Here is a 24,710-nt window from a genome sequence, read left to right as displayed (position 1 = left end):
GGGGACATGCGTCCCTTTTCCTTGCGAACCCACGGCGACCGGCCCTATTCCGGAAGTTCCATGAGAATCCACCTGCTCATTCCGCCCCTCACCGCGCTCTCCGTCTGTCTCGGTCAGGACGCAAACTTCCCGGCGATGCCTCCCGTGGAAGCGCTGTCGCCCCAGGAAGCGGCAAGCTCTTTCGAAGTGCCTGATGGTTACCGGATGCAGCTCATGCTTTCCGAGCCGCAAATCGCCGAGCCGGTGGCCACCGTGTTCGATGGGAACGGGCGTATGTTCGTGGCGGAAATGCGGACCTACATGCAGGACATCGATGGCAACGGCCAGATGGAGAAAACCAGCAGGATTTCCATGCATGCCGACGAGGATGGAGACGGAACGTTCGAGAAGCACACGGTTTTCGCCGAAGGTCTGCTGCTTCCCCGCATGATGCTGCCACTCGGAAAAGGGCAGCTCGTCATCAATGAAACCAACAGCAACGATCTGTTCCTGCTCACGGACGAGAACGGCGACGGAGTGGCGGACAAAAAGGAAATCTGGTACCGGGGCGGACCCCGTGGAGGGAATCTCGAACACCAGCCGAGCGGCTTGGTCTGGGCCCTCGATAACGCCATCTATACCACGCTCAACAGCATCCGCCTCAGGTGGACTCCCGATGGAATCAAGAAAGAGGAAACGAAACCGAACGGCGGGCAATGGGGACTTGGCCAGGATGACCTGGGCAACCTCTGGTTTGTGAACGCCAGCGGTGAACGCGGTCCAAACACGTTCCAGGCATCACCTGTCTATGGAATGTTCAATCCGCCCGAGCAATTCGACATTGGTTTCAAGGAGGTCTTCCCCTTGGTCGGGGCGCGCGACTTCCAAGGTGGGCCCAGCCGGGTCCGGGAGCCGGATGGAACTCTCACCGGCTTCACAGCTTGCGCGGGCATCGACGTTTATCGCGGCGATCAGCTTCCAAGGGAGCTTCTGGGCAATGTCTTCTTCGGCGAGCCGGTGGGGCGTCTCGTCCGCCGGACTGTCGTCACCAACGATGGCGGCTTGAAAGTCCTCTCAAATCCCTACCAGAGGACGAAGTCCGAGTTCCTGCGTTCCACTGACCTCTGCTTCCGTCCGGTGAATTTCACCAACGCTCCCGATGGCACGCTGTACATCACGGACATGTATCGCGGCATCATCCAGGAGGGAAACTGGGTCAGGCCGGGCAGTTATCTGAGAAAAGCGGTCGAACAATATCAGTTCGACAAGGTTTCCGGTCACGGCCGGATCTGGCGCTTGGAACACAAGGACACCCGTCCCGTGAAACAACCGCGCATGTATGACGAGACTTCCGCCCAACTCACCGCCCACCTCTCGCATCCCAATGGCTGGTGGCGGGACACCGCGCAGCGACTCCTTGTCCTGAGGCAGGACAAGACGGTCGTCCCGGTGCTGGAGAACATCGTCCGGAGTGAGGGAAATCCATTCGCGCGCATCCACGCGCTCTGGACCCTCCAGGGTCTGGGTGCGCTCACCCCGCAAATCATCCGCGGGCAGATGGCGGACGCGGACCCACAGATACGTACGAATGCGATTCGCGTCAGCGAAACCCTTTTCCTCAACGGAGACTCTTCTTTCCAGAAGGACATTCAGAATCTCGCCAAGGATCCGGATCCGGCCGTGACTCTCCAGGGCATCCTGACAGCGAAATATCTCGCGTGGCCCGACCACATGAAATTCATCCAGGAAACGGTTGAAGGTTCTTCAGCCAAAGGCGTCACCCAGATCGGAAGACACCTTCTCCAAGGCGGCCAAAATCAGGCGGGAATGTCCGACCAACAACGTCTGGTCATGAAGAAGGGCCAGGAGATCTACAATTCCGTCTGCGCGGCGTGCCATGGCATGGATGGCAAAGGGAGTGAGATTGCGGGACTGAAGGGAGCGATGCTCGCGCCTCCTTTTGTCGGCTCCAAGATCGTGAACAACAATCCAAACGGCGGGATCTACGTCCTTCTAAAGGGTCTCGAAGGTGAGATCGAAGGGAAGAAATACGAAGGCCTGATGATCCCGATGGGCGGGGATGACGACGAATGGATCGCGTCCGTCATGAGTTACATCCGCAACAGCTTCGGCAACCGGGGGAGCTTCATCCAGCATGCCGACGTCGCACAGGCACGGAAGGACACCGCTTCCCGGACCACACCTTGGACCTACCAGGAACTCATGGACCGGCTGCCCCAATATATGCCGGCATCACAAATCAAGGTCAGCGCTTCGGAGAAGAGCGGCGACGCGGTCCGCGCCGTCGATGAAAGTGCCGGATCCCGCTACACCACCGGCAAGTTCATGCTTCCCGGCATGTGGTTCCAGGTGGAGCTGACAAAGCCAGTCAAGGCATCCGGGATCATCCTGGACACCCGCGGTTCGGTGAACGACTACCCGCGCGGCACCGAAGTTTCGATCTCCGACGATGGCAAAACGTGGAGGGTCATCGCCAGGAAGCCGGAGGAAAGGAATCCTCTGACGGAAATCTCCTTCACCCCAGTCACCACGAGATTCATCCGTGTGACCCAGCTTGGATCAGCCAAAGGGAACTTCTGGTCCATCCATGACCTGAAGGTGCTGCAAGCACCGGCCAAGCGGCCCTGAGGTTTCCGCCTGCCGCACCGGCCGCTGGCCATCCGCGCCAGCAGCCGGGTAACGGAAGGTCAGACCGGATCGGTCAACCGGCACGCCCCCCCTGATCCTCCCGGAGATGTCCGGCAAGATCGGGGCTGTGGCCGGAAAGGAGAAATCATTTCCTCCGGCGGCCGAGGAGAACGCCTGCGGTTCCCACAACGAAAAGCGCCGCGGAGCCGGGCTCCGGGATGACGCTTCCTTGGACGTTGATCATATCAATCCGTGCGCTCGAGCTCCCCGTGGCCGTCGAGTCGATCGGCTGGGTGACGTTGATCCGGAATGTCACCCCGGAGGTGAAGCTGCTGAAGTCGATACCGGAAAGATCCGCCGTTCGGGTGACGATCGTCGAATTGACCTGTGCCGTATTCGGGGAGAGGGAAAGGTTCATGAAGCCGGAAGGGTCCGAGGCACTCCCGTACTGCAGCGTGTAGTTCGCGCCGCTCGCCTGCGCCGTGGCGAGGTTCGTGAGGAAGGAAAGCGAGGTCAGTGAGATGATCTGTCCCGGACTCGCAGCACCGATGGTGAAGGAGATGTAGGTTCTTGCCGCGGCTCCCGATACCGGCGGGCTTTCTTTGCCGATGTTTCCAAAGGTCACCGCCAGCGTCCCTCCCCCGGTCACTCCGGTTAGATCGGAGCCGGATCGGACAAATGTTCCGGTAGGTGAGACGGCGGACACGTTCACTCCACTGCCGGTGGTTGTCGGAGAGTAGTCAGGGACGCCGTCGGCGCCTCCGTTGAAATTATACTCCACCAGCGTGGCACCGCTGCCGAGGGCTGTCGAGATTGCGAGGATTCCTCCGATGATCGAAATTTTCATGGTCTGGGAAGGGTTGCGATCTCAGGATTCCGGATGCGCTCCAATGCGCCCGCAGAAGACGGATCGCCACAATCATGATTCCGTAGTGACCCGAAAGATAGTCCCCGAAAATGGGGACAGCGGCCTGGCGACCGGCATGCCCAACGCAGATAAACTGGTGCGGGCGGAGCCGGGCCTGTCCCCTATTTAAGGACTCGTGGCCTGACACCGGCCTGCTTACGCTCCCCGACTCCCAGTGCAAGTCTCATGATGAATCGTCTGCTTCCGCCCACACTCGCCGCGCCGCTTCTCCTTCTCGCGTTCTGTCCACCTCTCAGTGCGGCTGGGGCTAAAACGCCTTTCACGACCGTGGAGGCGGAGTCAGGAAATCCCGGCGGAGGCGCCGCGGTGAAGCGCTTCATCATCGGCAGCCCGGTGCCGACGGTATCCACCAAGGAACTCGAGGCATCAGGGGGGGCATACGTCACCCTGTCCCGCACGGGCGATTCCATCTCCTGGAGGAATCCGGTCGCAGGCGCGAACACCATCGTCATCCGGAGCTGCATCCCAGATACGGACGACGGCAGTGGCCAGGAGTCCACCATCAACCTCTACGTGGACGGCAAATTCCGGCAAGCCATCACAGTGAGTTCCCGACAATCCTGGGTCTATAGAAAGGCAGCTCCCGTTATCAACAATCCGCAAGGCGGGGGCATGCCCTATCACTTCTACAACGAGGATCGCGCGATCCTGGCCGGTCCGCCCATCCCAGCGAATGCAACGGTCGAACTCCGCAAGGACGCTGCGAACGGAGCCGAATACTACGATATCGATTGCATTGATTTCGAGAAGATCGCCCCACCGCTGCCTCGACCGGAAAATTCCCTGTCCGTCCTGGACTTCGGCGCGGATCCCGCGTTCCAGGCTGACTCCACCGAAGCGATCGCCAGATGCATCGATACGGCGCGGGCTGAGGGCAAGTCCGTCTGGATTCCCGCCGGAAAGTTCATGCTGAATTCCCTCAAGGGGGGCGGCCTGAATCTCACCGGAGTAACGGTGAACGGCGCGGGCATGTGGCACACGATGCTTTACCGCAACATCCCTCTTCCTCCTCCGAAACTGCCGTGGCGCTCGAACATCTCGCTCGGGACCGGTTCGGTGCTCCGCGATGTTTCGATCGGGTCGAACGCGATCTACAAGGCCATCGGTGGTGTAAGCGGCGACGACTATGGAGTCACATCATCCGGAGAGAACTGGCTGATCGAAAGAATCTGGGTCCAGCATTGCGACGCCCAATGGCTCAGTGGAAGCAATGGGGTCATCCGTGACAGCCGCGTGGCGGACAGTTGGGCGGACGGCATCAACGTCAACAACGGCAACACCCCCAGCCCGAACAAGCGCGGGATGAATCTCACGGTGCAAAACAACTTCGTCCGCGGCGCGGGCGATGATGGGATCGCCGCATTCTCCGATGCCGGAAGCAAGGGAGACAATTCGCAGATGGATGGCACGAGGATCCTGAACAACACCACCGTAGCCACCTGGTGGGCGAACGGACTGAGGATCGCCGGAGGGAAGAATGTCGTCGTGAAGGACAATCTGATCATGGACGTCGCCGCGAACAACGGCATGGAGATCTCGATCTTCGGTGACACCAGCCAGCCTCTGGAGTCCGCGACAATCACCGGCAATGTGATCCACCGCGGCGGAGGATGGAACACGATCCGCCACGGCATCAACATCGGTGGCGGGGAGAACGTCCAGGCCAGGATAGTCTTCAGTGACAATGTCATCATTGATTCCCGCCGAATGGGGGTGAAAGTGGGCGGCAAGCTGTTGGATCTGACCTTCCGGAACAACGTGATACGTGGCTCTGCCTCGACGGGAATTCTTATCGGGAAAGGCATGACGGGACGCGGCATATTCAGTTCCAACCGGATTATCGAACAACGGGACAGCCTGCCGGAATTCACCAATGAATCCCCTTCCACCTTTCGCGCCGAACTCTCCAACAACGCTTGGTAACCGCGAGCCGATCCGGAGCCAGCAGGAGCCGATGAACATCCCAAGTGGCACGCCGAAAACTGGTGCCAACCCCATCATCCCGCCCACCCCCACCCTTTACACCCGCCCGGGTTGGGCGTAGATGGAGCCACGATGAAACCCATCATCCTCCTCACGCTGCTTGCCACGCCGTGCCTGGCGCTGGACTACAAGCGGGACGTCCTGCCCATCTTCGAGAAGAAGTGCTTCGACTGCCACAGTGCGGGAGCGGAGGAACTGAAGGGCGGGCTGCGGCTGGATGACGAGGAGCATTTCTTCAAGCGCTTCGCGAAGAACGATGTGGTGGTGCCGGGCGATTGGGATGCGAGCTACCTGTTCGTGACCGTGGTGATCCCGCCAGGAGAAAAGGGAACGATGCCGCCGAAGAACAAGGGAGAACGGCTGACGGAGCAGGAGATCATGACGGTGGCGAAGTGGATCCATGAGGGCGCGAAGATCGGCCGGGAAAAGGGCGAGAAGGGCTCCGATGAGATGGAGCCGTCGAAAATCCTGAAATTCCACAACGGCCAGCTCCTTAGGGAAGGCGAGGAGGCTCCGGTCGCGGAGGCGATGCCGGAGTGGGAGGAGTGGACGAACCGCGATGGCCAGAAGATCACCGCGAAGTTCATCAAGGTGGCGAATGGGAAGGTGAGCTTCGAGCTGAAGGGGGAGAAGAAGGTGGACTACCCGCTGGAGCAACTGTCGGAGGAAAGCCGGAACCGGATCCTGCAACGGGTGGAACCCGACATGACACCGATGCGGTGAGCCCCCCCGGGGCGGGGACCGTGTATTTAGCTGCGATTTCTTTACTATCCCGAGAGGCGTATCAGATGCTAGATTCGCCCGGTGAAATCAATGACCCCACCGGCGGAAGCGCGATTCAGCAGGATCAGTGTTCCGCTGATCACGTCCCTGATCGTCGCTCTCTGTGGGTTGCTCTATTGGCAGGCAGGACAGCTCCGCAGCCACCACCGGTGGGTTTCACACAGCTATCAGGTCCGCCTTGAGATCGAGGAACTGGACCGCAACATGCGTGAGGCGGAGAGCATCCAGCGGGCAATGTTGCTTACAGGCAGCCAGTCATCGGTATTGAGGGAGAATTTCGACAAGCTTCTGGAGTCGGTGCGCGCCCACCACGCCAACCTCCGGCAGTTGGTCACGGACAACAAGGAGCAGTCCGCTTTGGTCGATGCCGTGACCCCGTTTCTGTTCTCGCGGCTGGAGACCCTGGACCGCAACTCGAATGATCTCCGGAACCTCAACGGGAGCGGACGGTCGGAACGGATTCTCGCCGGTGTCGCGGAGACGGACCGCATCGAAGATCTCCTCGAGGAGATCCGCAAACTGGAGGACGGACTTCTCACGGAAAGGGCGGACGCCACGCACTCTGCGGGCTCACGGCTGCTGATGCTTGCAACCGGTGGATCCGCGCTCGGTGTCGTGGTGATGATCATCGCCATGTTCCAGGAGGCACGCAACCGGAAGCAGCGCCGCCAGTACCAGGACCGCCTGGCGGAGGCACGGGACACGGCGCTCGATTCGGTGAAGGCGACTTCCGTTTTCGTCGCATCCGTCAGCCATGAGATCCGGACGCCCATGAACGGGGTGCTGGGGGCCGCGGACCTGCTGCGTCGTGACGACCGGCTGGACCGCCGCCAGATCGAACTGGTCGACACCATCCGCTATTCCGGGGAGGCGCTGCTGGATCTGGTCAACGACATCCTGGACCTGTCGAAGCTCCAGGCCGGGAAGATGGAGTTCATCCGCGAGGACTTTTCCCTGGCGGAAGTGCTGGACGAAAGCCTGGCGCTGTTCGCCGACGCAGCGGGCAAGAAGCACCTGGAGCTGGCCCACCGCATCAACAGCGAGCTGCCACGCCACCTGCGCGGGGATCCACGCCGCGTCCGCCAGGTGCTCATCAACCTCGTCGGCAACGCGGTGAAGTTCACGGAGAAAGGCAGCGTTTCCATCGAGGTCACCTCACGCGGCCAGGAGGAGGACGACCGCCCGGTGCTGTTGTTCCGCATCACGGACACCGGACCGGGTGTGTCAAAGGAGGAGCAGCAGCATCTTTTCCAGGCGTTCACCCAGGTGAACATCAAGCTGAACCGCCGCCACTCCGGGACCGGGCTGGGGCTGGCGATCTCCCGGGAGATCGTCGAACGGATGGGCGGCACCATGGGGGTGGAGAGCGTGCCGGGGCAGGGCAGCACCTTCTGGTTCACCGCCAGGTTCGACCGCGCGACGGTGGCGGAAGACCAGAGCGAGCGGCTCTGCGACGGCGGCACCCTGCTGCTGATCGAGAGCCGGGAAATCACCGCCACATCGGTCGCCCAGCATGTCGATGCGTGGGGGATGCGGGTGACCACCGCCGATGATGCGCCCACGCTGGACGGCATCGGCGTCATCCCGGATCTCGCCGCCGTGGTCATCGGCCAGCCGCACAGCGAGAGCTGGGAGGAAGTGGCCACGAAGATCCGCGAGCGGGCCGACGCCGCGGGCAAGCCGATGTTCCTCCTCAACCACGGCGCGGAGGAACCTTCCCCGGCCGCGCTCGCACGGGCCGGGATCGGTGCCTGCCTGCGGTTCCCTTTCCGTCCATCGGACCTTTACAACCTGCTCACCACCGACAACGGGCCGACATCGACGGCACCCCATGATGATGAGAATCCCCTGCCCGCGGCGCGCATCCTGCTGGTGGAGGACAACCCCATCAATCAGCGGATCTTCGGACGCCAGCTCGAGGTGCTGGGCATGGAGGTGGAGTTCCGCGGCGACGGTGGCGATGGAGTGGCGGCGAGGCAGCAGGAAACCTTCGACCTGATCCTGATGGACTGCCAGTTGCCGACGATGGACGGCTTTGAGGCGACGCAGAGGATCCGCGAATGGGAAGCCGGCACCGGCAGCCCGCGGGTGCCCATCATCGCCATCACCGCCCACGTCATGATCGGCGATGCGGAGGCCTGCTACCAGGCGGGGATGGACGACTACCTGCCTAAGCCGTTCGACCTGACGAAGCTGAAAGCGAAGCTGGGGCGCTGGCTTGTCACTCAGGAGACAGAGGATCAAGCGTCAGCCCCTGCGGAGGAAACGATGCCCGTGCTTGATGCCACCCAGCTCACCGGATGCCTGACCGGGGATGCGGCACTGGACGAGAGCCTCTTGTCCGACTCCCTGGAAGAGATCCACCGGGGGCTGGACAGGATGAAGGGCGCGATCGACACCACCGAGGATGCCGTCTGGCGCAGCGCCGCGCACCGCGCGCTCGGCACGGCCGCCGTGCTGGGCTTCGCCGAACTGGCCTCCCTGCTCCGCTCCGCCGAACATGACGACGGTGACTGGACCAAGCGGGCCGCCGGATTCCGCCTGTTCCAACCTGCGGTCGCCAGGGTACGCGTGGCGCTCGGGCAAGCCGGCCATCTCCCGGCGGAGGGAACTATGCGTTCGGCCTGACCTGGAATCCCTTGCGCTGCATGTCCCCCCATCCCTGCTTGCCCTTGAGGAACTGCCAGATCCCCATCACCCGCCAGAAACTGTTGAGCTGCCGGTAGCCCAGATTCTCCACGATGGCGCCCAAGCCCATCCACCAGAGATCGACGGCGCGGCCATGGCGGCGCAGCACGAACTCCGACAGGACGAACGAACCGAGGCTGAGGCTGATGCCGAACCCGAACACCACCGCGCAGTAGGCGAAAAAGAACTCGATGCTCAGGATGCCCGCCAGCGTGCAGAGGGGCACCAGCAAGAGCCCCACCATTTCAAGTACCGGACTGACCACGTCAAAGAACAGGAACTGCGGCATCGAACTCATGCCGACCGATCCATAGCGCGGAGAACCGATCATGGTGCGGTGGCGCCACAACGTTTCACAGAGCCCCCGCTGCCAGCGGGTTCTCTGGCGCGCCAGAATTTTCAGGGAGTCCGGGGCCTCCGTCCAGCAGACCGGGTCGGGCACATGCCAGACCCGCATCGGGGCGCCGGTTTCCGAGGCGTGGCGGTACATCCTCACCACCAGCTCCATGTCCTCCCCCACGGTGCCGTGGGCGTAGCCGCCCATTTGAAGGAGCCTGTGACGGTTGAAAACGCCGAACGCACCGGAGATGATGGTGACCGTGCGGCTGCGCGTCCATGCCATCCGCGCCATCAGGAACGCCCGCACGTACTCGACGGACTGGAAAAGTTCGACCCACCCGCGGGGCGCCCTCACTTCCTCGACCTGCCCCGCCCTCACGCGGCTCCCGTTCACCACCCGGATCGTGCCGCCGACCGCCACCGTTTCCTCCGGCTCGTCGATGAACGGGCGGACGGCCCGCAGCAGCGCTTCGGAATCGAGCAGCGAATCCGCATCCACGGAACACACCAACGGGTGCTTCGCCACATCGAGCGCGGCATTCAGCGCATCGGCCTTTCCGCCGTTCTCCTTGTCGATGACGATGAGGCCCGGCAACCGGGGCGTGCCGTAGATGCCACGCACCGGCTTGTAACCGACCCGCCGGGGCAGGGCCTTGGGCAATGGTGACAGCTCGAACGCTTCGATCAGGCGCTGGAGCGTTCCGTCCTTCGACCCGTCGTTGACCACGATGATCTCAAGCTCCGGATACTGGAGCGTCAGCAGGGAGCGGACGCTTTCCACGATGGTCTCCTGCTCGTTGTATCCTGGAACCAGCAATGTCACGGGCGGGGTGACATCCGAGGTCAGCAACCACCACTCCCGCAACCGCGACGACCTTCTCCTCGCCCGCAGGAACTCGGGGACCGCACCGAACAACTGGACGATGTAGATGCCATTCTGGAAGGTCTGGAGGGTCAGGATCAACAATCCGACGGTCCATACGAAAGCTTCAAATCCGGGGTACAAGAGTTCCATGGTTTCAAGATGAACTGGAGGCGAGCAGGCCGGCCTCTTTGAAAAGTTCGTGCTGCCATGGGTCCGCGGGCTCCCTGCCCTGCAGCCTTGCCCGCCCGCCGAGCTTGAGGATCCCATCCATGGCCGCCCGCCTTACGTCGAAAGATTCATCCAGCAGGAGATCTTCGAGCACCGGAATGACACGTCCGGGGTCCCCGCACACGACCAGCGTTCTCACTGCCTGCTCCCTGACGGACTCCATGTCATGGCGGGAAGCGGCTTCCGCCGCGGCGGCGCCGTCCGGGTCCCCGCTTTCCTGGAGCGCCATCAGGGCCGTGGTGGCGACGCCAGGTGACGGATGACGGACCAGTGGCACGACCAGCGGCGTCCATTCACCCCGTGCGGCGGTGCCAGCCGCCTCCAGCAGGAGGGTCCATCCTTCCTCGCTCCAGCGTTCCGCCAGGAGGGTGGACCAGTCCCGCGTCGCCGTACGCCCCCACTGCCTCATCACATCCCGGGCAAGCAATGATCTGGCCGCCCCGCTCCGGCAAAGCGCGCGCACCACCGGGACGATGTCCTCCACCGCGCCGCGCCTGACCAACGCGGCCGCCGCCTCCAGCACCACCCGCGGATCCCCGTCCTCCAGCGTCCGGTGGAGCTGCCCATCCAGTTCCGCGGAAGGCCCGCACCACGCCAGCAGGGCACATCCCCGGATGCGTTGTTCGGCACCACGCCTGCGCACCAACCGCAGGCCGAAGTCCGCCGCCCGGATCTGCGTCAGCACGGAACTCATACGGCCGCCATACGAACCGCGGAAACGCTCGCCGAACTCCCGCAGGAGGCCGATGACAGCCTCCATCTCCGCCTTGGACCCGGGAATGGGCAGACTTTCCACGGGTTCCGCCCCATCCAGCACATCCAGCAGCCGCTCCATCCAGACGTCGTGCCACCCCGCGTCCAGCCGGTCGCGCCGTTTCGCCGACGAATGGACGACGAGGAGAACGATCCAGAGGATGACCGCACACGTCACCAGTATGGCGGCGATGATCCAGATGACATGGAGCACGAGCATCGGGTCCCTTTCCGTGTCAAAAGCGATGGTGGAAACCGATCGACAGCCCCCGCCGGTCCGTCCCCCCATCGACATCCTCAAATTCGATATCCGCCCGGTATCCCCAGCTCCTGCCGATCGGGCCGCTGATGCCGGCGAACCAGGTCCGCGATCTGAGCACGTCGTTTTCCAACGTCTGCCCGTCGAGGGATTCCGCACCGCTCGCGGCCCCGACCCGCCAGCCGAATCCACTGTCGTAGGTCTTTCCCAGGGAAAGGATCCATCCGTTGGTCGGTGTTCCGTTCTCGAAATCCTGGTGGATCCAGCGGGCGGAGGATTTCCAGCCGCCGCCGAACTCGAAATCCAGTCCGGTCCTGAAGGTGAGCACCCCGCGCGGCACGTACTCCGCATGGCGGATCTCGCCGACCAGGGCCGGCCACTTTTCGAGAGGCTTCCAGGCCAGGCCGCCCTCGCCATACCACTCCGGCGCCCAGCTTGCGTCGGGCGACCCTCCGAGCAACAGGCGCGCTGTCAATCCATCGGCAGGAGTTCCCTCCCAGCCAGCCTCCAGCACAGTGTCCATGCCTCCGAAACGCTCTCCCTGTTCGATCCTGCCCCAGAATCCGCCGAGCGATGTGTCCCAGCCCACCTGCGTCCAGACCGACCACCAGTCCGACCGGGAGGAGCCGTCGAAGGTGCTTCCAGTGACTCCGAAATCCACACGGCGTGTCTTCTCCTCCTCCAGTTCCTGCAGCTTGCGGCGCGCATCCGGTGACGGATCCACCGCAATCGCCGCTTCATAGTATCTGCGGGCCTCCGCACGGTTCTTCCGCTGTCGCTCCAGGTCCCCCAACCCCGTCAGCGCATCGACCTGCACGGGATTTCTGGAAATGACCCGCAGATACAATACCTCCGCTTCATCCGGACGGTCACGCCAACCGGCAATGCGGCCCTGCATCACCACCACGTCATCATCCGCCGGGTTCCTGAGTGCGAGCTTTTCCAGCTCTGCCGACGCCCGATCATAGTCTCCCTGCCAGGCCAGCACGCGGGCCCGTGCCACCTGCAGATCATAGTCGTCCGGTGCGATCGCCAGTCCCTTGTCGAACGCCGCCAACGCCTCGGCATGACGTTCCTGCCACGCCAGCACCGTTCCATAGTGGAACCACGCCTCAACCTGTTCCGGCTTTTCCCTGACCGCCGCGGACAGGCTCTTCTCAGCTTCGCTGAAATTGCCAGCCGTCTTCAGCTCCAGCCCACGTTCGTAGTTCCCCGCCTCGGCGAGCAACGGCCACAGGCCCATCGCAATGATCGCCAGTTTCATGGATTTTCGACACCATCGGAGCACATCAACCGTTTCACCCGTGCAATCAGCTCCGCCGGACTGAACGGTTTCGTGAGGTAATCCACCGCTCCCTCCCCGAGAGCGCCAACCACGTCTCCCTCGCGATTCCTCGCCGTGAGCATGACCACCGGGATATTCCGCAGACTCTCGCGTGCTTTCCACTCACGCAGCACTGCGAATCCGTCCAGCTCGGGCATCATTCCGTCAAGGATCAGCAGATCCGGACGGCTCCGCTCCGCCATCTCCAGCGCTTCACGACCATTGTAGGCCGACTCCACCGAAATTCCCTCCCGCCCCAACTGGTGCGCCAGGATCCGGTGCATGATGCTGTCGTCATCCGCGAGTAAAATTTTCATTTTCCCGGAATTTACAGAACAGCAACAGATCTGGATATCTTCTTTTTTAAAAAATCCACTTATTTTCCAGTACACCCCGGTCCCGGAACCGCCTCTGCTTACTTCCCGAAGATTCCCTTGAGGAGGTCGCGGGTCTCCCTCACGGCCTTCTCCGCCTCGTCGAAGTTTTCGATGCCCTTGCGGATCACTTCCTCCGGCTCGGCACCGAGGTAGCGCTGCGAGTATTTCAGCACCTTGTCCCCGCCGGGCAACTCCTCGAGAATCCTCACCCCGGCAGCAGCGATGAGGCGTTCGCTCAGGTCTTCCTCCGGGTCATCGACGGTGCCGCTGATCTTCACGCGGGTCCAGACCAGCCCCCTCTCCCCCGGGGTGAAGATGGCGGTCTCCGTGCCCCTGATGATGGACAGGACCGCCGGGGCCAGGCCGACCATCAGCTCACCATCCAGTTCCTCGCCACGGATGTCGAGCCGGCCCTGGATGTGGAGGAGGCCTTCGCTGGCGACGACCACATCCGTCAGGCTGACCACGTCGTCTTTCCACGCCCAATCGGAACGCGCTTCCGTGAGAACCAGTTCGCGGAACCTGCGGGTGTCCGCATAGGCGGCCAGGACATCCAGCACAGGCAGGGCGGTCAGCTTTCCGTCGGTGATTCCCAGCGTGCCCCTCGCCACCGTCCCCCCGGTTCCGCCGACCACCGTGAAATCAGATGCCACTTTCCCCGTGATGCGCTTCGACCAGTTCTCCCGCACCAGGTGCTCCAGCCCCACGTCCTGGACCTCCCCCTCAAAGGCGTGGCTCCGCGCCTGCCTGTCCCACTCGCCGGATGCGCGCAACCTGCCGTCACCCCACAGGGTGGCATCCGCGGAGGTGACGAACAGCACGCCCTCCTGGTAGCGGGCTTTCACCCTGCCGATGGCGAGCTGCGGCAGCAACCCATCCGGCAGGCCCAGCGTGCCGCCGCGGATCTCCCCGGAGTAGCTGCCCTTCGTCCGGCCCGCCTCCGCACGGACGGAGATGTCCTCGAGCAGCAGCACCTTCCCGTCCTTCAGCGTCGCGCGGATGTCCGCCTCCCCGATGTCGAATCCGCGCAGCTCCACCTCGTTCGGGTACCATGGCTTCGGGCGCTCTTTCTTCGTGACCGGCGCATCGATTTCCGGCGTCTCCTTTTCCTCCTCTGTCCGGGAGGCGAGGATCTCCGCCTCCAGACGCCGCACGCTGGTGCCCTTGAGTTCCCACACGCCGCGGCTCACTCCACCGAAGCCGATCTCCGTGTGCAGTCCGTCCGCCCGCAAGCGCGCCAGCCGCCCGGTGCCCGTACCCTCAAAAGAGTCCGTATCCACCGCCAGTCCGTCCCAGCGGAAGGAGGAAAACTCACCCTCCACCCCTGCCGCACGGCTCACCTTGGTGGAGAGGAATTTCCTGAAACCCTCGCTGTGAAGATAGTTGCGGAGCGTCAGATAGGCACCGCCGAGGGCCAGTACGCCCGCCACAACCAGCACGATCACCGCACGCCCGAACCAGGCACCGCGTCCTGCCATCCCCCGTCTGCGTGATCTCCCGGTCATCCGGCGAGCCTATTGCGCTCCCCATCTTCTGCAAGCAGGGAACCACGCGAGATCCGCGCGGGGATCAGGCGGTTGCGAGTTCTTCACCACGGCGTTTCCGCCTGCGGAAAATCTTCTTCCAGAGCCAGATCGCAAAGGCCGCGCACAGCACGGCGATGACGAGAAAGACGACGAACGCGACCGCCGGGAAAAGGCCGATCAGCCCCAGGCCGCCGAGCACCAATCCGTCTTCCGTGACGCTTGCCACGGAGTTCGACACCGGTTCTGGTGAGAGATTGAGGAGCGCCCTCACCCCCGCCTTCGTGCCATGGGTGGCGAGCGAGGCACCACCCGCCAGCAACGCGCCGACGGTGAGGACCGCAGGGTCCATTTTCCCAAGCGCCGCCAGCGCGATCAACACACCGCCCACCGGGCGGATGACGGTGTGGACCGCATCCCACAGGGAGTCCAGCCACGGCACCTTGTCCGCGAAAAACTGGATCACGAACATGACTCCGGCCACGCCCAGCACCCAGTCGTTGCCCAGCACGGAGAGTTGCTCATAGGAAGAGGACAGGCCGATCCAGTCGAAGCGGATGGCCAGCCCCGCCACCAGCACGGTCAGGTAAAGGTTCACTCCCGCAAGGGTCGCCAGTCCCAGCGCCACGCCAAGTTGATCGATCACGCTCACGGAGGGAGCTTATACCAGAACCGGGCCGGTCTCTCCACTTGAAATGAGGGTGCTATTTCCAACCGTGGCTGTCGCGCCCCGCGGCAGGCTGTGGTTGCGCCGGGACGGCGCAGCTACAGCCATCACTCACTGCGGCGGATGCTGGTCCCATTTTCCCCAGAACGCCTTCGTCTGTCCGGCGTCCGGAATGATCTCCAGGAGCAGCATCTTGTCCCGTGGTTCAAACCGGTCGAAATCATCCACCGTCGTGATCCGGAGGTGATCCATGCCCCACAGTTGCGCCCAGCCCGCGAGGTCGGCGGTCTGGGGATTGGTCATGCAGTCGGCGGCGCGCGGACTCATCGACGCCAGCCTTGGCAGGCGCTCGAAGATTTTCCCGCCGCCGTTGTTGATGACCACCAGCACGCGGCCTTCCCCCACGATCTGGTCCAGGACGAACGGTCCGGCGAGGTCATAGAGAGCGGTGAGGTCCCCCACCACGGCCCACGCATCCCCCAGCTCCGCCGTCCAGCCCAGCCAGGTGCTGACCTGGCCGTCGATGCCGTTCACACCCCGGTTCGCGCGCACGCTGCGGATGGGGCGGTCCCGCTGGGAAAAAAGGTTCCACTCCCGGATGGGCATGCTGTTCCCCAGGAACAGGCTGCTGCCGGTGGAGACGTAGTGGGAAAGCGTGCGGAGCAGTCCCGGCTCGCTGTCCGGGTAGGCCTCCAGCAGCTCGTCGATCACGGCGGCGCTGCGGGACGCACCCTGGAAATAGTCCATGGCGTCCTCCGCCGGTTCCATCTCGCCCAGCGCCCGGAGCACCCGGTCCACCGCACCACGCACGACGCCCGACTCCCTGGCGAGACCCGGCAGACCATTCCGGCAAACGGACCACACGGAAACGTCCGGCAGGTTCTCCAGATCCCGCCAGAAGCGCCCGCTGGGCACCTCCCCCAGGCGCAGGATCTTCCCGGGTGGGTTCGCCCGCAACTGGCGGTCGCCATCCGGCAGGGAGAGCATCTGCAGGGCCTCACGCAGCCCGCTGGTCGCCTCCGCCATCACCGGCACTTCCAGGGTCCGGCAGAAATGGAACACTTCCTCCCGCTCCTCCGGTTCCAGGCCGCCGATCATCACCACCAGACCGCGGTAAAGTCCCTCGCGGAGCCAGCGGGCGAGCGCCGCCACATCCAGCCGGTCCTTGGCAGGCTCGAAATTGCCAGAGGCGCCGCCCGTGAAATCCTCATCCCCGGGGACGAATTCCTCCTCAAACTCCACGTTCCAGTGCAGCGGGCCTTTTCCGTCCCATCCCTCCGGAGAACCGGCGAACGCATGGCCGCCGAAGATCCCGGTCTGGTCGATGGACTGCGGCGCACCGGTACCACGGAAGGCCGCAGGCCGGTCCGCCGTCAGGGCGACCAACGGGCGGGCTTGGTAGGATGCCTCCACCACCGCCGGAAGGAGTTCCGCCACGGCGGTGCCGCTGGTGGTGACCACCGCGCAGGGCAGCCCGGTCTCCATCATCCGGCCGAGGGCGAAAAAGCCCGCGCTCCTTTCCTCGAAATGCCGCCAGAGCCTCACATGCCCAGCCTTCTCAGCCCTCGCCAGCGCCTCGATCAGGGCGGCGTTCCGCGCCCCGGCACAAACCACGAACTCGGAGATGCCCGTGCGGATGCAGGTTTCCACCACCTCGACTGCCTTTGTCCATGAACTCACGCGGCTTTGCTAGCCGGTCCAAGGAGCTTCCGTCGATCCTTATCCGCCGGTCCGGCAAAAGGTGAAATCTTTCCTTTGACCTTCCAACGATGGGAAGGATTACGGTCCCCATAGAAGCAACCTGCCCAGACCATGAAGACCCCATCCCAAGCGGAAGCCACCACCCTGCATTCCATCTCCATCGAGGGCATGAGCTGCGTCTCCTGCGTGGGCCGCGTGGAGAGGGCGCTCACCGCCGTGCCCGGCGTCATCCGGGCGAACGTGAACCTCGCCACCGAACGGGCGGATGTTTCCGCCACGCCAACCACCGGCAGGGAGGAGCTGGTGAAGGCCATCGAAGCTGCCGGATACGCCGTCCCTTCCGTCTCCGGCGTGGAGCTGTCCATCCGGGGCATGAGCTGTGCCTCCTGTGTGGGAAAGGTGGAGAAAGCCCTCACCGCCGTACCGGGCGTGGAGTCCGCGACCGTGAACCCCGCCACGGCGACGGCTACCATCCTCCTCACCGGGAGCGTGGAAATCCCGACCCTCATCCGGGCGGTGGAAAACGCCGGCTACACGGCGGTGGAACTGGACCGGAATGAACGGAGTGAGGCGGGACGGGACGGGGAAATGCGGAAACTCCGGCGGGATCTCATCCTCGCGGCGTCCCTTGCGGCTCCCGTTTTCATCCTGGAGATGGGATCCCATGTCATCCCTGGCATGCACCATCTCATCATGGCCACCGTGGGCAAGGCGAGCTGGTGGCTCCAGTTCGCGCTGACCACGCTGGTCCTCTTCCTCCCCGGCATCCGCTTCTTCAAAAAAGGACTGCCGGCCCTGTGGCGGCGCGCTCCGGACATGAACTCACTGGTCGCCGTGGGCACCCTCGCGGCCTATGGCTATTCGCTGGTGGCGACCTTCGTGCCCTCCTGGCTCCCGCCGGGAACGGTGAATGTCTATTACGAAGCGGCCGCTGTCATCGTCGCGCTGATCCTGCTGGGCCGCTATCTGGAGGCGAAGGCGAAAGACCGCACCTCGGAAGCGATCAAGAGGCTGGTGGGACTGCAACCCCGCACGGCACGTGTCCGCAGGGACGGAAAGATCACCGAGGTTCCCGCGGCGGAGCTTTCTCCCGGGGATATCGTGGAAATCCGCCCGGGGGAGAGGATCCCCGTGGATGGCCGGGTCAGCGGGGGCACCAGCTACGTGGATGAGTCCATGATCACCGGTGAACCCGTGCCGGTGGAGAAAATCACCGGCAGCGGCGTGGTCGGCGGGACCGTGAACCAGACCGGCGCCCTGGTGGTGGAGGCGGAGGCCGTGGGCGGGGCCACCGTGCTGGCCCGGATCATCCGGATGGTGGAGCAGGCGCAGGGTTCGAAACTCCCCATCCAGGCGGTGGTGGACCGGGTCACCATGTGGTTCGTCCCGGTGGTGATGGGCCTTGCCCTCCTGACCTTCCTGGTCTGGTTCTTCCTCGGCCCGGACCCGGCGCTCACGCTGGGGCTGGTGAACGCCGTGGCGGTGCTCATCATCGCCTGCCCGTGCGCCATGGGACTGGCCACGCCGACGTCCATCATGGTGGGAACCGGCCGTGGTGCGGAACTGGGAATCCTGTTCCGCCGCGGCGAAGCGCTCCAGCTTCTGAAACAGGCGGATGTCGTCGCGGTGGACAAGACCGGCACACTGACCGAGGGGAAACCCGCCCTCACCGACCTCATCCCCGCGGATGGATTCACCCGGGCCGGCGTCCTGGCCATGGTCGCCGCGGTGGAGGCGAAATCCGAACACCCGATCGCCCGCGCCATCGTCGAAGCGGCGGAGCGGGAGGCCATACCCCTCCCCGCCGTGGAGGCTTTCGCATCTGTCACGGGCTACGGCGTCCGTGCCAATGCGGGAGGAGTGCGCGTCGAGATCGGAGCGGACCGCTACATGACGGAGCTTGGGCTTTCACCGGAGATATTCCAGAACGCGGCGGCGAAGCTGGGCGACGACGGAAAAACCCCGCTCTACGCCGCCATCGGCGGGCGGCTCGCGGCGGTCATCGCCGTTTCGGACCCCATCAAGGAAACCACCCGCGGAGCGATACGCACCCTGCATGGACTGGGCCTGAAGGTCGCGATGATCACCGGCGACAACCGCCGCACCGCGGACGCGGTCGCACGGCAGCTCGGCATTGACGAGGTGATCGCCGAAGTGCTGCCCGACGGCAAGGTGGACGCCGTCCGGCGACTGAAGGAACAATACGGCAGCCTCGCCTACGTGGGGGATGGCATCAATGACGCACCAGCCCTCGCGGAGGCGGACGTGGGCCTCGCGATCGGCACCGGAACGGACATCGCCATCGAGGCGGCGGATGTGGTATTGATGTCCGGCAACCTCGAGGGCGTACCGAACGCCATTGCCCTTTCGAAAGCCACCATGAGCAACATCCGTCAGAATCTGTTCTGGGCATTTGCCTACAATGCGGCCCTGATCCCCGTCGCCGCCGGAGTTCTCCATCCCTCCAGCGGGGTGCTGCTGTCGCCCGTTTTCGCTGCGGGAGCGATGGCGCTTTCCTCCGTCTTCGTCCTTGGGAACGCCCTCCGTCTCAAGCGGTTCCGCCCTCCCTTCCAAACCGTCGGCAAACCATGAACATCGGCCAGACCGCAAAGGCATCCGGCATTTCCGCCAAGATGATCCGCTACTACGAAAGCGTGGGCCTCATCACCCCGGCGGACCGCAGTGGAGCGGGCTACCGGATCTACTCCGCCCGGGACGTGCAGGTCCTCAACTTCATCCGGCGGTCCCGCGATCTCGGCTTCAAGGTCGAGGACATCCGGGACCTGCTGCAACTCTGGCGCGACCGGAGCCGGAAGAGCGCCAGCGTGAAAAAGATGGTGCTGGGCCACATCCGCACCCTGGAACAGAAGGTCGTGGAACTCCAGGAAATGTTGGATACCCTGCGGACGCTGGCTGACTCCTGCTCCGGCGACCAGACACCAGCCTGCCCGATCATTGACACGCTGGAAGCCGGGGTTTCCACCGCCGGAAACGGGCCGGAGGAGATCCCGCAAGGCCAGGCAAGGCACCGGAAAGGAAGGGAGTTCCGCGAAGGCCGTTCCGGAGTCTGACGGACCGGCACGATCCACCCACCCGCACCGCCATCCCCGGCTCCGCTGCCCCGAGGTTCCCCGCCAGCTTGCGTCTCTGTGATCTGGACAAATCCGGAGATTCGCTCACAAAGCATGCTGTACGTTTGAAACCCATGAAATCCATCATCCCGATCCTTGCCCTGCTGGCATCCGCCGTCCCGGGTGGCGCGGCCATCATCATCACCGAGGTCATGAGTTCCTCCCTCCACCCCAGCGGAGGCAGCAACAATGGTGACTGGTTCGAGATCACCAACACCGGCAGCTCCGCCGTGGATCTCACCGGCTGGACCTGGGACGACAGCTCCAGGACTCCGGGCAGTTCGAACTTCGGCTCGCTGACGGTCCTCGGTGCGGGCCAGTCCGCCGTCATCTGTGAGGAACCCATCGGCTCGGAAAGCACCTGGCTTTCCGACTGGGGCATCACCGGCGTGATCGTTTCCAACATCGGCGGGTCATCCTTCCAAGGTCTGGGTGCCGGCGGGGACGAGGTGAACATTTACGACGCGTCACAGACACTGGTGACGAGGGCGACCTTCGGCTCCGCCACCGGGGGTGCCAGCTTCGAGTGGAACACGGCGGGGACTTCGCTGGGAACCAGCGTCATCGGAGAGAACGGAGCCTTCCGGGCCGCCTCCGACGGCATCGGAGGGGCGGGCCAGGATGTCGGCAGCCCGGGATTCGCCCTGGTGCCGGAGCCCGGAACCACGGGTCTTGCCCTGGCCGCCGGTCTGGTCGCTCTGGCCCGCAGGAACCGGCGCGGCTGAAATATCCCCAAGTATTTGGAAATTCGTGGCAATCCCCTTTCCGATTCGGCGCGGATTGTGCTTATTTCGCGCCACGCATGACAGAGACGGCCGGCAACCCCACCCGCGAACAGCTTCGCCTCGAAGGATTTGAACTGATTGATGACACGCTGGGCTACCTGCTGGGCTGCCTGAAGGATGCGCTGCAGAGCACCGGGGAGACCGAGCTGCTGCCCTACATGCCGTGGTCCGGCGTTGAACCGGCCCCGGGATCCGCTCCGGAGGGACTTCCCCAGCTTTACTCCATCGGCTTCCAGCTCCTGAACATGGTGGAGGAACGCGTCGCGGCGGAGATCCGCCGGGAGCGGGAAAAGGTGCTCGGCCCGGAATCCATCCGCGGCCTGTGGCCAAAGGCGCTCAGCGAGCTGCGCGGCATGGGCCTGTCCGCGGAGCAGATCCTGGACGTGCTGAAGGACGTGCGCGTGGAGCCGGTGCTGACCGCCCACCCGACGGAAGCGAAGCGCTCCAGCATCCGCGAGCGGCACCGCGCCCTCTACGACGAGATGGTGCGCAACGAATATCCGAAATACACGCCGCGCGAGCGCCGCAACATCCGCGAACGGGTCGTCACCGTGCTGGAAACCCTGTGGCGCACGGCGGAGATCCACCTGGTCCGCCCGGACATCTACAGTGAGCTGCGGAACTCCATCCACTACCTCCGCGACCTTTTCCCGTCCGCCGTCAACCGCCTGGACCAGCACTTCACGGATGCGTGGCAGGACTCCGGGCTGCCGCTGGAAATCCTGCGCTCGGCAGGCAGCGTGCCGCGCCTGACCTTCGGCACCTGGATCGGCGGGGACCGTGACGGCCACCCGCTGGTCACGCCGGAGGTCACGGAACGCTCGCTGGCGGAACTGCGCCAGGCGGCCTTCCAGCTCCTCCACCGGGAACTCAGCGCGCTGGCGAACCAGCTCACGCTTTCCCGCCAGCTCACGGAGGTGCAGGAGGAACTGCAGGCCCGCATCGACGAGCTTTCCTTCCTCATCACCACGGAGGAAGAGGTGAAACAACTTCTCGACCGCAACGCGGAGGAACCGTGGCGGCAGCTCGCGGACCTGATGGCGCTCGTCGTCAGGCAACAGTCCCATGGCAAGCCGGGCTACAAGTCCCCCGCCGGACTGGCGAAGGACCTGGACCTGCTTTCCCACACCCTCGCGGAGGCCGGATGCCAACTCCTGGACGAGCAGGCCATCCGCCCGCTGAAGCATAAGCTCGAGATGTTCGGCTTCCACCTGGCGAACCTCGACATCCGCCAGAACTCCGAGTTCCACGACAAGGCCATCTCCCAACTGCTCATCGCCGCAGGCGTGGAGGACGGCGCGTCCTACGCGGACTGGGATGAGGAAAAGCGCATCGCCTTCCTGAGCAACGAACTCACCTCCACCCGGCCGTTCCTGCACAATGACCTGCGCATCGGCGAGGAAGCGGACAACGTGCTGGACACCTACCGCGTGCTGGTCCGCCACCGCCAGGAATGGGGCAACGCGGGTCTCGGCTCGCTCATCGTCTCCATGACGCGGAAGCTCTCCGACCTGCTGGGCGTCTATCTGCTCGCCCGCGAGGCCGGGCTGATGGACCTCACCCCCGGCGGCCTGGTCTGCCCGCTGCAGGTGGTCCCGCTTTTCGAAACGATGGATGACCTGGACCGCTCACCCGGCATCCTTTCCGCCTACCTCGTCCACCCCGTTTCCCTGGCCTCCCGCAAGGCCCGCGTGGCAAACGGGGAGCCGGACAGCCAGCAGGTCATGCTGGGATACTCCGACTCCAACAAGGACTGCGGCATCCTCGCCGCCCAGATCGCCCTCCACAACGCGCAGGGCGCGCTGACCAAGGTGGGCCAGGAGCACCAGGTGAACCTTTGTTTCTTCCACGGCCGTGGCGGCACCATCTCCCGCGGCGCGGGTCCCACCCACTGGTTCATGGCCGCGCTGCCGCACGGTGCCATGGGCGGCGGCTTCCGCATGACGGAGCAGGGCGAAACCATCGCCCAGAAATACGCAAACCTGGCCAACGCGACCTTCAACCTGGAGCTGCTCCTCGCCGGAGCGGCGGTGACCACCGCCCGCCACCGCCACAGCGCCCCCGTGGAGGACCCGTGCGAAGCGTTCATGCCGCAGCTCGCCACCTGGAGCCAAGAAGCCTACCAGAAGTTCCTCAAGGCGGACGGCTTCATCGAGTTCTTCCGCCAGGCCACGCCCATCGACGCGCTGGAGAACTCCCGCATCGGTTCCCGCCCCGCGCGCCGCACCGGCAAGAAGGGCTTCTCCATCGGTGACCTCCGCGCCATCCCGTGGGTGTTCTCCTGGACCCAGGCCCGCTTCTACCTCCCCGGCTGGTTCGGCGTCGGCTCCGCGCTGGAGAAACTGAAGGCGACCGACCCCGCCGGATTCGCCGCGCTGAAGAAGGCGCTCCCCTCCTCCACCTTCATGAGCTACGTCCTCACCAACGTGGAGACCAACCTCGCCTCCGCCAACCTGGACCTGATGAAGGACTACTCCTCCCTCGTGGAGGACAAGGAACTGAAGAAAAAATTCCTCGGCATGGCCGTGGATGAGTTCAACAAGACCCGCGAACTGCTGGCCGATCTCTTCGAAGGTGAAATGGCGGACCGCCGCCCTCGCATGGCGAAGACCCTGGACATCCGCGAAGCCCCGCTGCGCGTGCTCCACCAGCAACAGATCGACCTCCTCCGCCAGTGGCGTAACCACCTCGCCCACGACCGCAAGACCAAGGCCGACGCCCTGCTGCCTAAGCTGCTGCTCTCCATCAACGCCATCGCCTCCGGCCTGCGGACAACGGGTTGAGCGTTCGCCGTCGTGGGGTAGCGAAGCTCGTGAGAGCTTCGGCGGGGTGGACTCCACCCATCCCACGACGATGGACTCCCCTTGATGCCCTGTCCGCCGGATACGGAGCGGGAGGGTCCTGGCAACTCCTCCCAGCCGAACCTCTCACGAGGTTCGCTACACAAAAAAGCGCCGGTATCGCTACCGGCGCTTTCTTTGAAAACAGATCCTGCGTGCTTACTTCGCGCCGAAGCGCTTTCCGGCCTCTTCCCAGTTCACGACGTTCCACCAGGCGGCCACGTAGTCAGGGCGCTTGTTCTGGTAGTTGAGGTAGTAGGCGTGTTCCCACACATCGAGGCCGATGATCGGGGTGCCGAGATCGGAATCCGGGACGATGCCCTTCATCAGCGGGTTGTCCTGGTTGGCGGTGCTGACGATCTTCAGCTTGCCGTTCTGGGAAATGAGCCACGCCCAGCCGGAGCCGAATCGCTTCGCGGCGGCCGCGCCGAACGCGTTCTTGAACTCGTCATAGGAACCAAAGGCCTCGTCGATGGCTTTGGCCAGATCTCCGGATGGCTTGCCGGACTTGTCCGCCGGGGTGAGGATCTTCCAGAAGAAGTCATGGTTCCAGTGGCCGCCGCCATTGTTGCGGATGGTGGTGCGGGCCGCTTCATCGCTGATGGAGGGCAGGTCCGCCACCAGATCCGCCAGGGACTTTTCAGCCAGCTTGGCATCCTTCGCCAGCGCGTCGTTCAGGTTCTTGATGTAGGCGGCGTGGTGCTTGCCGTGGTGGATCTCCATCGTCTTCGCGTCGATGTGCGGCGCGAGCGCGTCGAACGCATACGGGAGCGGGTCCAGCTTGTAAGCCTCCGCGGCTCCGGCGGCAGCCGGAAGCACGGCGGCGGTCGCGGCGAGCGCACTGAGCTTCACGAAAGTCCGGCGATCAAGAGGGTTGTGAGGTTTCATGGTCTGGGTAGTTAGAGCCG

General features: G+C 64.1%; 17 protein-coding genes. 8 read left to right on the top strand and 9 right to left on the bottom strand.

Annotated elements, in window-relative coordinates:
* Nucleotides 1-60 precede the first annotated feature (60 nt).
* Nucleotides 61-2,628 carry a DUF7133 domain-containing protein gene (locus OVA24_RS05725; protein ID WP_267674233.1) on the top strand — a complete coding sequence of 856 codons (2,568 nt, stop codon included), beginning with the start codon at nt 61-63 and terminating at the stop codon, nt 2,626-2,628.
* Nucleotides 2,629-2,773: 145 nt separating this feature from the next.
* Here OVA24_RS05725 and OVA24_RS05720 read toward each other — a convergent pair whose 3' ends face one another.
* Complete coding sequence (locus tag OVA24_RS05720; protein WP_267674232.1) at nt 2,774-3,475, bottom strand: PEP-CTERM sorting domain-containing protein; 702 nt, start codon at nt 3,473-3,475, stop codon at nt 2,774-2,776.
* 246 nt (nt 3,476-3,721) lie between these two features.
* Between OVA24_RS05720 and OVA24_RS05715 the strand changes: the two genes are divergently transcribed.
* The 3 genes from OVA24_RS05715 to OVA24_RS05705 all read left to right on the top strand — a co-directional run bounded on the left by OVA24_RS05715 (nt 3,722) and on the right by OVA24_RS05705 (nt 8,950).
* Nucleotides 3,722-5,479, top strand: coding sequence for a right-handed parallel beta-helix repeat-containing protein (locus OVA24_RS05715; protein WP_267674231.1), 1,758 nt, complete (start codon nt 3,722-3,724; stop codon nt 5,477-5,479).
* A 132-nt stretch (nt 5,480-5,611) separates the two neighbouring features.
* A complete protein-coding gene (locus tag OVA24_RS05710; protein WP_267674230.1) occupies nt 5,612-6,262 on the top strand; it encodes a c-type cytochrome domain-containing protein in 651 nt (216 codons plus the stop codon).
* A 90-nt stretch (nt 6,263-6,352) separates the two neighbouring features.
* Nucleotides 6,353-8,950: an ATP-binding protein gene (locus OVA24_RS05705; protein WP_267675271.1), complete on the top strand. Its 2,598-nt coding sequence runs from the start codon at nt 6,353-6,355 to the stop codon at nt 8,948-8,950.
* On the opposite strand, the gene OVA24_RS05700 is transcribed toward OVA24_RS05705, so the two are convergent.
* The 7 genes from OVA24_RS05700 to OVA24_RS05670 form a co-directional block, all read right to left on the bottom strand.
* Entirely contained in the window at nt 8,934-10,364 is a 1,431-nt protein-coding gene (locus OVA24_RS05700) for a glycosyltransferase family 2 protein (RefSeq protein WP_267674229.1), read from the bottom strand. The two genes, OVA24_RS05705 and OVA24_RS05700, sit on opposite strands and share 17 nt — an antisense overlap.
* A 4-nt stretch (nt 10,365-10,368) precedes the next feature.
* Nucleotides 10,369-11,415 carry a HEAT repeat domain-containing protein gene (locus OVA24_RS05695; protein WP_267674228.1) on the bottom strand — a complete coding sequence of 349 codons (1,047 nt, stop codon included), beginning with the start codon at nt 11,413-11,415 and terminating at the stop codon, nt 10,369-10,371.
* A gap of 16 nt (nt 11,416-11,431) precedes the next feature.
* The gene (locus tag OVA24_RS05690) at nt 11,432-12,718 is read right to left on the bottom strand and encodes a tetratricopeptide repeat protein (protein WP_267674227.1); all 1,287 of its coding nucleotides are present in this window, start codon (nt 12,716-12,718) and stop codon (nt 11,432-11,434) included.
* Complete coding sequence (locus tag OVA24_RS05685; RefSeq protein WP_267674226.1) at nt 12,715-13,095, bottom strand: response regulator transcription factor; 381 nt, start codon at nt 13,093-13,095, stop codon at nt 12,715-12,717. The genes OVA24_RS05690 and OVA24_RS05685 overlap by 4 nt, the downstream gene beginning before the upstream one ends.
* 98 nt (nt 13,096-13,193) lie before the next feature.
* Nucleotides 13,194-14,633, bottom strand: coding sequence for a translocation/assembly module TamB domain-containing protein (locus OVA24_RS05680; RefSeq protein WP_267674225.1), 1,440 nt, complete (start codon nt 14,631-14,633; stop codon nt 13,194-13,196).
* 91 nt (nt 14,634-14,724) lie between these two features.
* Nucleotides 14,725-15,330 carry a DUF4126 domain-containing protein gene (locus OVA24_RS05675; RefSeq protein ID WP_267674224.1) on the bottom strand — a complete coding sequence of 202 codons (606 nt, stop codon included), beginning with the start codon at nt 15,328-15,330 and terminating at the stop codon, nt 14,725-14,727.
* 126 nt (nt 15,331-15,456) lie between these two features.
* The gene (locus OVA24_RS05670; protein WP_267674223.1) at nt 15,457-17,025 is read right to left on the bottom strand and encodes a thiamine pyrophosphate-binding protein; all 1,569 of its coding nucleotides are present in this window, start codon (nt 17,023-17,025) and stop codon (nt 15,457-15,459) included.
* Nucleotides 17,026-17,157: 132 nt separating this feature from the next.
* Between OVA24_RS05670 and OVA24_RS05665 the strand changes: the two genes are divergently transcribed.
* The 4 genes from OVA24_RS05665 (at nt 17,158) to OVA24_RS05650 (ending at nt 23,745) form a co-directional block, all read left to right on the top strand.
* Nucleotides 17,158-19,638 (top strand): heavy metal translocating P-type ATPase, encoded by a 2,481-nt coding sequence (locus OVA24_RS05665; RefSeq protein ID WP_267674222.1) that lies wholly within the window; start codon nt 17,158-17,160, stop codon nt 19,636-19,638.
* Complete coding sequence (gene cueR / locus OVA24_RS05660; RefSeq protein WP_267674221.1) at nt 19,635-20,117, top strand: Cu(I)-responsive transcriptional regulator; 483 nt, start codon at nt 19,635-19,637, stop codon at nt 20,115-20,117. Before OVA24_RS05665 ends, cueR begins: the two co-directional genes overlap by 4 nt.
* A gap of 134 nt (nt 20,118-20,251) precedes the next feature.
* Nucleotides 20,252-20,902 carry a lamin tail domain-containing protein gene (locus tag OVA24_RS05655; protein WP_267674220.1) on the top strand — a complete coding sequence of 217 codons (651 nt, stop codon included), beginning with the start codon at nt 20,252-20,254 and terminating at the stop codon, nt 20,900-20,902.
* Between the two features lie 77 nt (nt 20,903-20,979).
* The gene (locus tag OVA24_RS05650; RefSeq protein WP_267674219.1) at nt 20,980-23,745 is read left to right on the top strand and encodes a phosphoenolpyruvate carboxylase; all 2,766 of its coding nucleotides are present in this window, start codon (nt 20,980-20,982) and stop codon (nt 23,743-23,745) included.
* 216 nt (nt 23,746-23,961) lie between these two features.
* Here the strand turns inward: OVA24_RS05650 and OVA24_RS05645 are convergent, their stop codons facing one another.
* Nucleotides 23,962-24,690: a superoxide dismutase gene (locus OVA24_RS05645; RefSeq protein WP_267674218.1), complete on the bottom strand. Its 729-nt coding sequence runs from the start codon at nt 24,688-24,690 to the stop codon at nt 23,962-23,964.
* Between the last annotated feature and the right edge of the window lie 20 nt (nt 24,691-24,710).

This window comes from Luteolibacter sp. SL250, from assembly GCF_026625605.1.
Lineage (GTDB): Bacteria > Verrucomicrobiota > Verrucomicrobiia > Verrucomicrobiales > Akkermansiaceae > Luteolibacter.
Note: the sequence above shows the minus strand (reverse complement) of the source record. Positions and strands in the feature narration are given on the sequence as shown.

What these genes read in the sequence shown, in the direction of transcription:
- OVA24_RS05725 (WP_267674233.1), top strand. Translation starts at nt 61, where the DNA reads ATGAGAATCCACCTGCTCATTCCGCCCCTCACCGCGCTCTCCGTCTGT.
- OVA24_RS05720 (WP_267674232.1), bottom strand. Translation starts at nt 3,475, where the DNA reads ATGAAAATTTCGATCATCGGAGGAATCCTCGCAATCTCGACAGCCCTC.
- OVA24_RS05715 (WP_267674231.1), top strand. Translation starts at nt 3,722, where the DNA reads ATGATGAATCGTCTGCTTCCGCCCACACTCGCCGCGCCGCTTCTCCTT.
- OVA24_RS05710 (WP_267674230.1), top strand. Translation starts at nt 5,612, where the DNA reads ATGAAACCCATCATCCTCCTCACGCTGCTTGCCACGCCGTGCCTGGCG.
- OVA24_RS05705 (WP_267675271.1), top strand. Translation starts at nt 6,353, where the DNA reads ATGACCCCACCGGCGGAAGCGCGATTCAGCAGGATCAGTGTTCCGCTG.
- OVA24_RS05700 (WP_267674229.1), bottom strand. Translation starts at nt 10,364, where the DNA reads ATGGAACTCTTGTACCCCGGATTTGAAGCTTTCGTATGGACCGTCGGA.
- OVA24_RS05695 (WP_267674228.1), bottom strand. Translation starts at nt 11,415, where the DNA reads ATGCTCGTGCTCCATGTCATCTGGATCATCGCCGCCATACTGGTGACG.
- OVA24_RS05690 (WP_267674227.1), bottom strand. Translation starts at nt 12,718, where the DNA reads ATGAAACTGGCGATCATTGCGATGGGCCTGTGGCCGTTGCTCGCCGAG.
- OVA24_RS05685 (WP_267674226.1), bottom strand. Translation starts at nt 13,095, where the DNA reads ATGAAAATTTTACTCGCGGATGACGACAGCATCATGCACCGGATCCTG.
- OVA24_RS05680 (WP_267674225.1), bottom strand. Translation starts at nt 14,633, where the DNA reads ATGGCAGGACGCGGTGCCTGGTTCGGGCGTGCGGTGATCGTGCTGGTT.
- OVA24_RS05665 (WP_267674222.1), top strand. Translation starts at nt 17,158, where the DNA reads ATGAAGACCCCATCCCAAGCGGAAGCCACCACCCTGCATTCCATCTCC.
- cueR (WP_267674221.1), top strand. Translation starts at nt 19,635, where the DNA reads ATGAACATCGGCCAGACCGCAAAGGCATCCGGCATTTCCGCCAAGATG.
- OVA24_RS05655 (WP_267674220.1), top strand. Translation starts at nt 20,252, where the DNA reads ATGAAATCCATCATCCCGATCCTTGCCCTGCTGGCATCCGCCGTCCCG.
- OVA24_RS05650 (WP_267674219.1), top strand. Translation starts at nt 20,980, where the DNA reads ATGACAGAGACGGCCGGCAACCCCACCCGCGAACAGCTTCGCCTCGAA.
- OVA24_RS05645 (WP_267674218.1), bottom strand. Translation starts at nt 24,690, where the DNA reads ATGAAACCTCACAACCCTCTTGATCGCCGGACTTTCGTGAAGCTCAGT.